General features: G+C 47.4%; 10 protein-coding genes. 7 read left to right on the forward strand and 3 right to left on the reverse strand.

Annotated features, from left to right (window positions below):
- Positions 1 to 329, reverse strand: a 329-nt coding sequence (locus ACWA6V_RS10440) for a hypothetical protein (protein ID WP_449522430.1), incomplete at its 3' end; no start/stop codon positions are given.
- 317 nt (positions 330 to 646) lie between these two features.
- Between ACWA6V_RS10440 and ACWA6V_RS10445 the strand changes: the two genes are divergently transcribed.
- The 7 genes from ACWA6V_RS10445 to ACWA6V_RS10475 all read left to right on the forward strand — a co-directional run bounded on the left by ACWA6V_RS10445 (position 647) and on the right by ACWA6V_RS10475 (position 8,907).
- Positions 647 to 1,324, forward strand: a complete 678-nt coding sequence (locus ACWA6V_RS10445) for an RDD family protein (RefSeq protein WP_449522431.1) — start codon at positions 647 to 649, stop codon at positions 1,322 to 1,324.
- A gap of 10 nt (positions 1,325 to 1,334) precedes the next feature.
- Positions 1,335 to 2,324 carry a stage II sporulation protein M gene (locus ACWA6V_RS10450; RefSeq protein WP_449522432.1) on the forward strand — a complete coding sequence of 330 codons (990 nt, stop codon included), beginning with the start codon at positions 1,335 to 1,337 and terminating at the stop codon, positions 2,322 to 2,324.
- Positions 2,321 to 3,940 carry a DUF4129 domain-containing protein gene (locus ACWA6V_RS10455; RefSeq protein WP_449522433.1) on the forward strand — a complete coding sequence of 540 codons (1,620 nt, stop codon included), beginning with the start codon at positions 2,321 to 2,323 and terminating at the stop codon, positions 3,938 to 3,940. Before ACWA6V_RS10450 ends, ACWA6V_RS10455 begins: the two co-directional genes overlap by 4 nt.
- Positions 3,937 to 5,481: a DUF4350 domain-containing protein gene (locus tag ACWA6V_RS10460; RefSeq protein WP_449522434.1), complete on the forward strand. Its 1,545-nt coding sequence runs from the start codon at positions 3,937 to 3,939 to the stop codon at positions 5,479 to 5,481. The genes ACWA6V_RS10455 and ACWA6V_RS10460 overlap by 4 nt, the downstream gene beginning before the upstream one ends.
- Complete coding sequence (locus ACWA6V_RS10465; RefSeq protein ID WP_449522435.1) at positions 5,474 to 6,502, forward strand: AAA family ATPase; 1,029 nt, start codon at positions 5,474 to 5,476, stop codon at positions 6,500 to 6,502. Before ACWA6V_RS10460 ends, ACWA6V_RS10465 begins: the two co-directional genes overlap by 8 nt.
- 22 nt (positions 6,503 to 6,524) lie before the next feature.
- Positions 6,525 to 7,859 (forward strand): DUF58 domain-containing protein, encoded by a 1,335-nt coding sequence (locus ACWA6V_RS10470; protein ID WP_449522436.1) that lies wholly within the window; start codon positions 6,525 to 6,527, stop codon positions 7,857 to 7,859.
- Between the two features lie 106 nt (positions 7,860 to 7,965).
- A complete protein-coding gene (locus tag ACWA6V_RS10475) occupies positions 7,966 to 8,907 on the forward strand; it encodes a hypothetical protein (RefSeq protein WP_449522437.1) in 942 nt (313 codons plus the stop codon).
- A 193-nt stretch (positions 8,908 to 9,100) separates the two neighbouring features.
- Here the strand turns inward: ACWA6V_RS10475 and ACWA6V_RS10480 are convergent, their stop codons facing one another.
- Together ACWA6V_RS10480 and ACWA6V_RS10485 are read right to left on the reverse strand one after the other, a co-directional pair.
- Complete coding sequence (locus ACWA6V_RS10480) at positions 9,101 to 9,310, reverse strand: hypothetical protein (protein ID WP_449522438.1); 210 nt, start codon at positions 9,308 to 9,310, stop codon at positions 9,101 to 9,103.
- Between the two features lie 206 nt (positions 9,311 to 9,516).
- The coding region (locus tag ACWA6V_RS10485; RefSeq protein WP_449522439.1) for a DUF805 domain-containing protein at positions 9,517 to 10,150 on the reverse strand (634 nt) is incomplete at its 5' end.

The raw sequence follows: 10,150 nt of genomic DNA on the forward strand, positions 1-10,150 counted from the left end.
CTGCCATCGTTAATTCCGCTCGATGAGATGGCAAAATCCGGGCCTTCCAACTTGGTCCACGTGAGCGCCACTATCGATTCTTTGTTATCAGATGAGCCTAGCAATTCCAAACCCTGTGCACTGAGCTTTGCCGAGCTGACATTCGCAACCAAAGCCTGAGGATCAAGATCGACGCGCGCCGATGTATTGACGATCAAATCCGCGCCCGCATTTGCTGTCAATTTTTTGCTAGCTGATGAGGTGCTATTGCCACCGCCACCGCCACCGCCACCGCCACATGCTGACAACAGCATAAACGTCGCCATCACCACAATCCCTTTGGATATCATCCGGGATCCACATCCTTTAAACACTCCTAACATCTTACTTACCTCAATACTAAGTTAATTTTACTGATACACAGGTCACACAAAATGGCGCGAGATCATACATGACTCACTCGAGATGGGAGAAATACCTTTCTGGAATATGATTTGACGAATTGCAATCAGCCGCCCCGATAGGAAAATTTTCTATTCAACAAATGGCTTATCCGCTATTCTCACCACTTACCCGATCCGCCAGAAAATATAATTTAAGCGACATAACCCGGCATGGCGCCATGCCCTAAGTGGCATGGTTCGCCGATGTATAAGGACAGTTGGATTTGTTACTCGATACCCGCCAATCACTTGAAACTCCGGAAGGTGCACTGCTCCCACTGACACCCGCTGGTTTTGGTGTGCGGGTACTGGCGCAATTGCTGGATATCCTGATCCGCTACGGCATAGTCACCGTGATTTTTATTGTCCTCTCCCTGCTTGGGCGCATGGGTACCGGCATAGCGCTGATACTCGCGTTTTTGCTCGAATGGTTTTATCCCGTGTTCTTTGAAGTTACCCGCCAAGGGCGTACGCCCGGAAAAAAATGGATGGGCATCCGCGTAGTTAACGACGATGGCACGCCCATTACCTTTGGTCCCTCGCTGTTGCGCAATTTATTACGCTTTGTCGATTTTCTGCCCATGCTCTACCTCACCGGTATTGTCGCCAGCCTGTGCAACCGCCAGTTCAAACGGCTGGGCGATTTGGCCGCTGGCAGCATGGTGATTTACGAGGCGCCGCCTGCGCGCGAACCCAGTTTTGAAGTGCGCGGTCAGTTGCCAGTGCCCGCCGACTTTTCCACCGACGAACAACGCGCCCTGCTCGCGTTTGCCGAGCGCAGTAAATATTTATCGGCCGAGCGCCAAAGTGAATTGGCAACAATTCTTTTACCCGTTATCGGCAGCAAAGATCCGGTGATTGCCATCAAACAAATGGCCAACACCATGGTCGGCAAGCAGTAAGGACGATGACATGAAACAAGGACAATTTGAACAACTTTACCAACCGCTCTGGCATGTTATGGAGCTGGAAATTATAGAGCTGGAAAAACCCGATGGCCGCCTCAAGGGCAGTGAGCTGGCGAGTTTTGCCAGCCGCTATCGCCGCCTTTGCCATTTCCACGCGCTCGCAAAAGATCGCCACTACTCGAGCCATTTGGTCGATAAACTCGGCGATTTAGTCGTGCGCGGCCACCAGCAGTTGTATCGCCGCAAACAACCCTTTATGCAGCAATTCACCAGCTTTATTGTGGCGGGATTTCCGCGCTTGGTGCGCGAGCAGCAGCGTTATATTTGGTGGGCAACCGCTCTGCTTTATGTTCCGGGGCTGCTGATGTTTTTAGCGATTTTGTGGCAGCCAGATTTGGTCTACACCGTCACTGCACCCGAGCAAGTCAGTTCATTTGAAAGTATGTACGATCCGGAAAACCGCACGCTTGGCAGCGCGCGTGAATCCGATACCAACGTGCAGATGTTTGGTTTTTATATCAGCAATAACATCAGCGTGGCATTTCGCACTTTCGCATCAGGAATTATATTTGGCGTTGGCTCGATTTTTTTTCTCGTCTACAACGGTTTGTTGATGGGTGCAGTTGCCGGGCATTTAACCAATGCTGAATTTACCCAAACCTTTTTTAGTTTTGTGGTCGGTCATGGCAGTTTTGAATTGACAGCTATTTGTATCGCCGGTGCCGCGGGTTTAAAACTCGGCTACGCATTGCTGGCACCAGGCAACCTCACGCGCAAAGAATCGCTCAAACGCGCCAGCCTCATCGCCATCCAACTGGTGTATGGTGTGATTATCATGCTAGTGATCGCCGCTTTCATCGAAGCTTTTTGGTCGTCCAATAATATTCTTATGCCTTGGCAGAAATATCTGGTGGGTGGATTTTTGTGGGCTCTGGTGATTGGTTATTTAGTGTTTAGCGGGCGTAGTTTGCGCGGCGAGCGAGGCCAGGGATGAATCTGGATCAAGTCACAATCGAGATTCGCCCGCGCAGTGCATGGGAAGCGGTGGATTTGGGTTTGTTAATGGCCAAACGCTGGTGGCTGCCGATGATGAAAATCTGGCTGCTGGTGAGCTTTCCCTTTTTTATATTTACGTTGCTGATTCCCGACAATTGGTTTTGGGTGGGTGCACTGTTTATCTGGTGGCTCAAACCGGTGTTGGAACGCCCACTATTACATATCCTCAGCCACGCCGTATTTAATGACTTGCCCGATACGCGCAGCACTTTCAAATTATTTCCATCGCTCGCTTTGAAACAAATTTTTTCCAGCCTGATCTGGAGAAGGCTCAGCCCAACTCGCAGTATGGATTTACCGGTATTACAACTGGAAGGATTAAGCGGCGCGCGTCGTCAAGACCGTTTGGGTGTACTGCACCGCGAAGATTCCTCGCCTGCAAGCTGGATGAGTTTTATGGGGCTCGCGTTGGAAATATTTTTATGGATCGGCATTATCAGTTTTATCTGGGCGCTGATTCCGCGTGAAATTGATATCGAATGGGCGAATTTCTTTTTTGATCAGGAATCTTCCAATTTGCATCTGCTGCAGTTGTCCATCTGGTATCTCGCCCTCAGCCTCACAGCCCCCTTTTATGTCGCCTGCGGATTTGCGCTCTATTTAAATCGCCGCATTAAATTGGAGGCGTGGGATATCGATATTGCTTTCCGCCGCATCGCCAACAAACGCAGTACGGGAAATATTTTGCCTTCATTACTTTTAACGCTGGCGCTTGGGCTCAGCATTTTTACCTTCGATGCACAGCGCATTGCCTTTGCCGATGAACAATTGCCGGCGGTAGAGGAATCTGTAGGAACCACTGAGGAATATTCCGGCGAAGCAGTGATCGATAAACCGCTCGGTGAATTCACTGAAATTGATCGCAACCAAGCGCAGGAATCCATCAAAGCCGTATTACAACAATCCGAATTTAGCCGTAAGGAAATACAGCGCACATTGAAATTCGATGAACCAGAAGAGGATGAAGAACCATCAACTTTCTGGAAAAAGTTTTTTAAATTTCTAGCCAATTTTGAAGGGTTTGTCGCTGCCGCCAGTTTTTTGGAAATACTCTTATGGCTTGCGGTACTCGCCTTAATTGGTTTTGTTTTTTATCGCTATCGACATTGGCTAGCCGCGCAGTTTGTACGGATTAAACCTACACCCGCTCCCAAAGCAAAACCGGTGACCCTGTTTGGGATGGATGTGACCCGCGAATCGCTGCCGGAAGACATCAGTACTAATGCACTCAAACTTCTGCAAGCAGGTGATATGCGCGCAGCCCTCGCCCTGCTCTATCGCGCCAGCTTGTTTCATTTGGTTCATAGCGGCGTGGATATTCACGATGGCCATACCGAACGCGAATGTGCAGAATTAATGCGCGAGCATTTTGCTAGCAACACCAGTGCACAAACACGTGTTGCTTATTTTGTTGCACTCACCCGTGAATGGCAGCGGCTGGCCTATGGCCATTTATTACCCACGACAGAGAAGGCGCAATATTTATGTGCGAACTGGAATAGCTGCTGGCTACAGCAAAGCAACAACGCAAATGCACAAGGAGCTGCTGAGTGAGTGACGCAAAAGAATCGCTAACGCGTTTGCAGCGCGGATTGATAATCGGTGCGTTGGCCGCTGTCTTGGCTGGATTGGGCTATTGGTGGTACACCACACTGGAGTGGGAAGAGAATGAAATCGATCTAGGCTATTCAAAAGAGGCGCGACAAAACGATTTTCTTGCCGCTGAAATTTTCTTGCGCAAACAGGGCGTGCAAGCCACTACTGTAAAAAACCTGAGCCTGTTGGATAAACATTCCTGGCGCAACCTCAAACTGGATGCACAAGACACGATTGTGATTATCAACGGCTACAAAACGCTGACTCAGGAACGCTATGATTCGCTCTATGAATGGGTGGAAGCGGGCGGCACCCTGATTACCTCAACGCAAAATCCGTTTATCGGCACCCACACCAGTGAAGAGGATCTGCTGCTAAACGATTTTAATATCGAGCTGGAGCCAGAAGAAACTGATGCTGACACCCGTGACCTGCTGGAAAAGCTTGCCGATGGTTTTGACGAGGAAAGTGACCAATCCGATGATGAAAATTCTGATACGGAAAAAGCGGATGACAAGCAGGACACACCCCTTGAAAAATCACCAACTGAAGATACAGAAGAAAAAACACTAGCAGAAAAATCGAGCGATAAAAAAACCAACAAGAAAAATGGGAAAGCCAAAAAAGACGAAAAACCGGAAAACTATTATCGCTGCAACATGAAAGAAACACCTACAGCGGTTGAATTTGCCGACGAAGAAAAACCACTGAATTTTGATTTCAGTCGCCGCAGCCAATTTATTTATTATGACTATATCGCTCACGACGATGCCAAGGAAGATACAAAGAGCGGTGAAACACCAACAGATCAAGACCTTGCCGTTGGTGATGCGCAAGAAAATGAATCTGTAGCGGAAGAAGAAACAGATGAGGAAGAGGATTATCACTACGATGAAAAACGTGAGCACCTGCTCTACTTTGATATAGGCGAAGGCTCAGTCACCATCACCAGCGACAATACTATTTGGGCAAACCAGCGCATTGACTGTCACGACCACGCTTACGGACTCTGGCGATTGGTGAATCCAGATGGCCGCGTATGGTTTTTAATTAATCAGGATGCCCCATCACTCGCGAGCATTTTGTGGCGCAATACCAGCTACGGTGTCATCGCCGGCATTATCGCACTGGCCTTGTGGCTCTGGTCACTCAGCGTGCGTTTTGGCCCGGTATTGGTTGTTGAACAAAGCGGACGCCGTAGCCTGGCCGAACACATTTACGCCAGCGCCATGTTGCTCTGGCGCAAACAGCAGCACCCGCAATTACTCAATGTATTGCGCAAAGAAATTCTGGAGCGTTTGGATGAGCAGCATCCCAATCTGGATCAAGCATCAGGTGAACAGCGCCTTGAGTTTTTACACCAACTAACCGGCATTTCCCAAGCCGATATCAAACAAGCTCTTTTCGCCGACGGCCTGCACCATCCCCAGGAATTTGCCGCAGCGATTGCACATTTGCAAACTATCAGAAAGCAACTTTCAGGAAGCAATTATGACTGAGTCAATTAGCAACAACGACAGCATTGAAACCAACAAAGCAACGGACGCCGATGAGAGTTTGCAAAATCGTTTGCAGCAGGCGAGCACCGTTGCCAACAATTTACTGAATGAAATTAAAAAAGTCTTGATTGGTCAGGACGCCGTAATCGAGCAGGTATTGATTGCTCTGATCGCACGCGGCCATGTATTGATTGAAGGTGTACCCGGTTTGGGTAAAACCCTATTGGTACGCAGCCTAGCCAAATGTTTTGGCGGGCAATTTTCACGCGTGCAATTCACACCCGACTTAATGCCTAGCGATGTGACTGGTCACGCGATGTTTAATATGGCCAAACAGGAATTTGAAATCCGCAAAGGCCCCGCGTTTACCAATTTATTACTCGCTGACGAAATCAACCGCGCGCCCGCAAAAACCCAAGCGGCATTGCTTGAGGTAATGCAAGAAGGGCAAATCACTATTGAAGGCGAATCCTTCAAAACCGGCGAACCTTTTATGGTGCTCGCAACACAAAATCCGATCGAACAAGAAGGTACTTATCCGCTGCCAGAAGCAGAACTCGACCGCTTTATGTTGAAAGTGATTATTGATTACCCAAGCGAGAGCGATGAACAATTTATGTTGCGCCAGGTAACTTCACAATCACAAGGTGGTTTTGGTCTGGAGCATATCCGCACACTATTAAAACCAGCACATGTGTTAAGCCTGCAAAAAATTGCAGAGCAAATAACCGTAGACGAACAAATTTTGCAGTACGTAGTAAAACTGGTGCGCGCTACACGCAGCTGGTCTGGCATTTCACGCGGCGCTGGCCCCCCCCCTTGTATCGCCCTCCTCTCTCCACCACCCCCTTATGCACTGCTCAACAATAATTCGTTTGTAACACCGGACGATGTGAAAAAAATGTTTATCCCGGCACTGCGCCACCGGATTTTGTTATCACCGGAATTGGCGATTGAAGGAATCGCTGCCGAGCGGATTCTGCACAATATTTTGTTGCAGGTTGAAGCTCCGAGACATTGATTCCCTTACTGAAAAAAATATTATGCGCAGAACATGGATTCCCAGCACACGTTTGATAACTGCCTTCGCGCTGCTTGCAGCGCTGGTATTTATCAACGCCTTTAGCGCCCATTATTTTAAATGGAGCGCCGCTGCTTATTTGCCGCAGGGATTATTTATTGCTGCAACAGTTATCGCATTACTCGACTGGCTATTATCGCGTCGCTTGCCGCCGGTGGAAATTACGCGTGAATTACCGGGCAATCTTGCGGTTGATAAATGGACCGAAGTAAAGCTGCGCATCCGCCATCAATTTACCGATCGGGTAGCCATCCAGATTTTTGATGGTGTACCTGCGGATGCCAACTACGAAAACTTACCGCTGCGCATTGAGCTGGAACCCAACAAAATCAGTACCAACCATTATTTATTGCGCCCACTGGTGCGCGGCTCACTGCAATTGGATAAAACCCATATCCAATTTAAAAGCCCGTTGGGTTTATGGCATATCCGTTATTGGGCCGGTGAGACAACTACCGCCAAAGTATTTCCGGATTTTGTCGCCATCGCCAACTACGCGATTCTCGCCACCGAAAACCACACCAGCCAAATTGGCATTAAAAAGAAACAGCGCCGTGGTGCAGGCATGGAGTTTCACCAACTGCGCGAATATCGCCAGGGCGACAGCTTGCGCCAATTGGATTGGAAAGCGACATCGCGTCGGCAGAAATTAATTGCACGTGATTATCAAGATGAACGCGACCAACAAATTGTATTGATGATCGACAGCGGTCGTCGCATGCGCGCGAAAGATGATGAACTCAGCCATTTCGACCACGCGCTCAATTCAATGCTGCTAGTGAGTTATATCGCATTGCGCCAAGGCGATAACGTGAGCCTGATGAGTTTCGGCAACCAACACCGTTGGATTCCGCCACAAAAAGGTGTCGAGCGCGTAAAAGTATTGCTTAATGGTATTTATGACCTACATGCAAACCAATCCACTGCCGATTACATTACCGCCGCAGAAAAGCTTGCTGTACTACAACCCAAACGCTCGCTGGTGATTTTAGTCACTAACTCGCGCGACGAGGACAACAGTGAATTATTGCTTGCCGTAAACCTGTTAAAAAAACGCCATTTGGTGATGGTCGCCAATATCCGCGAACAAGTCCTCGACCAACTCAACGACACGCCAGTGCACACCTTTGACGATTCACTCAATTATGCCGGCGTCCGCCGCTTCCTCCATGAACGTCGCGAATCGCATCGCAAGCTCACTGCCGCTGGCGTCTATGCAATTGACTGCACAGCCAGCGAATTAGCCGTGCGCGTTGCGAATGCGTATTTGGAAATTAAGAGTGAGGGAGTTTTGTAAAAACCGCACAACTTGCTATCTTTACTAACTTACACCTTTCGTTATACAAACAATTTAGCACTAACAAAACAAGCAATCTCAATCAATAAAATCAAGGAGCAATACCATGCAAGATGTAATGAAAATGGCCGGGCATTATACAGGGCATGCATTCTGGAGCATCTCTTCCGGTGAAACACTCATCCCCATTGTTGGTTACCTTGATAGCGCAGGTGAGCAACGAATGGAAAGATATGCAATGGAATCCGTCAAAGCAATTGCATTGGGTGAGCAAAAAATTTCCGAGTTATCTGAAGATACAAAAGGTGTGGTTTTTATACGGGACGGCTACATCACACTCGAAACCGGCAAGACCGATGCAATTATTATTGACGTTAGTTTGAATGGTGATGAACAACGCCGTATTCAGTACATGTTCCCCTACAGACATGCGGATCATGAAAAAGGGTTTGCAGTGCACAGACTCAAGGTCACGAAATTCAGTGGGATTTCAACGGAAGATTTGGAAGATCTCAGCAATTCTTTTTGGGATGGAATCGAGTCACACCCACAAGGAAATGAACTTCTGGAAAATCAATATCAAGATCAACCAGACAGTGGTGATGCGCTAGCTTCTTCAGGAATTGAAGGAGATGACTTTGAAACCTTAAAAAATGCTCCATTCCTGATTTTCTTTCTTATTTCAGCAGCTGATGGAAAAATCGACAAAAAAGAGGTGCTGGAATTTATCAAAGTACTTTCATCACCAGAAAGCCAAACTCATGATTTGATGGTAAGAATCGTAACCAACGTTATCTCGACTGTGCCCGAGCGTCTCTCAGCAATGGCTACAGCCGATCTCAACTATGTAGTAGAACTAATCAAGATACGGTTAATTCTTGAAACCAGTCTTTCACCTGAAGATGCGCTGGAAATCAAAAAATCCCTCCTCGACTTAGGCAACAGAATCGCCAACGCATCAGGATCATTTTTTGGTTTTGGGAGCAAAATCGATAAAAAAGAAAAAGCAGCATTGGAAGCCATTGCCACCTGCCTTGGCTTGGAATAATTACCAGACTCAAAGCTGTTTCATAAAAATGGTGAAAAGTGCTGAAAAAATGGAAATTTGTACCAGCTATGAAGAATCTCTTTTGGTAATTGATCGAATTAAATTGCAATCAGAATCATTGGCAAGAGGGCTATATCAATGTTGAGTAAAGCCAATCCAACAAATATTGGATTGGCTTTTTAAGTTATACAATTTACCGAAAAAAACCAGTCACCCCGCCCGAACTATTCCCATACCTTCCCCAATTCAAACCAAATGCCTTGGAGATATCGAGGTACAAATTCGACATGCCGGTGTTGTTTGCATCTATACCTGTACCGGAACGGATTGCATTGCCTGCACCACCCGCAACATAAATACCGGGGTTTTCTTGCTGGTGATTGCCGCCACCGACTTCGGACATCGCTAAAATTAATGTGTTATCAAAAGTGTTCCGCCGTAGGTTACATCGGGGCGGCCGACAAGTTCCCCATTAAATACGCAACCATGATGTTATACCAGCGGGTTTGTACATCGAACAATGATGTTCATTGTTTGCACTCACGTTTCTTTAGTTTTGTAAAAAAATAAGGCAGCCGAAGCTGCCTTATTTTTTAAACCAGAAATAATTTATTGCGGAGTTTCGGATTCGTTTTCAGTTGCTTCGATCACTTCTGCTTCCGCAGCATCAATCGCGTCATCCTCGATAACTTCCTCGTCTGCAGTTTCATAGGTCACACCCTCTTCCACGGCTTCGTCGTTGTAGGTGGTATCTTCAACTGCACCTTCTTCAGTGTATTCAGTTGGGTAAGCATCAGTTTGTGATTGGTCGTACTGGCCGCTGAAATCCTGTTGCATTGCTTGCATGTATTGGTTGTATGCCGGCAGCGCAAACGCCAACACTAATACCAATGCCAATACAGGGAAACCCAGTGCTACAACCCAGTGCCAGGTTTTATTCGGTGGAGTTTGCAAGCCGTAGTTGTTGCGGCCAGGAGTACCTTTGAAGAAGATCATAATAATGAGCAAATAAATATTTGCAAAAGGCACTAACGCAAGCAGCCACATCCAACCGGTTTTATTCAAATCGTGCAAACGCTGGATCATCACAATAACGCTGAATACCAACAATCCAATATAGGCAACAGCCATAACAGGCACGCCCACCCATGGAGACACAAATGCAAACAGGCCGCCGCCCAGAGCTAAAATCGCGTAGAAGGGTATTGCAAATAATGGACGGTGAGCCCAATAGCGCAGACGG

The sequence above is a fragment of the Cellvibrio sp. genome (assembly GCF_053579595.1).

Excerpts from the sequence above, each read along its gene's own strand:
- ACWA6V_RS10465 (WP_449522435.1), top strand. The coding sequence starts at position 5,474 with ATGACTGAGTCAATTAGCAACAACGACAGCATTGAAACCAACAAAGCA.
- ACWA6V_RS10475 (WP_449522437.1), top strand. The coding sequence starts at position 7,966 with ATGCAAGATGTAATGAAAATGGCCGGGCATTATACAGGGCATGCATTC.
- ACWA6V_RS10480 (WP_449522438.1), bottom strand. The coding sequence starts at position 9,310 with ATGTCCGAAGTCGGTGGCGGCAATCACCAGCAAGAAAACCCCGGTATT.
- ACWA6V_RS10455 (WP_449522433.1), top strand. The coding sequence starts at position 2,321 with ATGAATCTGGATCAAGTCACAATCGAGATTCGCCCGCGCAGTGCATGG.
- ACWA6V_RS10470 (WP_449522436.1), top strand. The coding sequence starts at position 6,525 with ATGCGCAGAACATGGATTCCCAGCACACGTTTGATAACTGCCTTCGCG.
- ACWA6V_RS10450 (WP_449522432.1), top strand. The coding sequence starts at position 1,335 with ATGAAACAAGGACAATTTGAACAACTTTACCAACCGCTCTGGCATGTT.